This is a genomic window from Rhizobium ecuadorense, assembly GCF_001187535.1.
In the GTDB taxonomy this organism is placed as follows: domain Bacteria; phylum Pseudomonadota; class Alphaproteobacteria; order Rhizobiales; family Rhizobiaceae; genus Rhizobium; species Rhizobium ecuadorense.
The window spans coordinates 1-213 of sequence record NZ_LFIO01000065.1 but is presented as its reverse complement, the minus strand read 5'-3'; the positions used below and the strand labels follow the sequence as shown (position 1 = coordinate 213).

Sequence of the window (213 nt, the reverse complement as noted above, 5' to 3'; positions counted from 1 at the left end):
GCTTGACCTTCGCCACCCAGGCGTCAAACCCCTCTTGGGTCAGGCCGTGGAATTTGAAGCGCATGTGAGAGAAGCCTGCACCGCTATAATTGGCGGAGAAGCCCTCATACTCGCCTTCTTTGTTGATGACGGCATGCAGCTTCGTCTCCATGCCGGGCATTGCATAGATCTGGCCGGCAAGGGCAGGGATGTAGAAGGAGTTCATCACCGAGG

1 pseudogene is annotated in these 213 nt (G+C 56.8%); it reads right to left on the bottom strand.

Features of this window, described 5'->3' with window-relative positions:
* Positions 1-213: pseudogene (locus tag AF337_RS03040) on the bottom strand (cytochrome c oxidase subunit II); the annotation flags it as partial.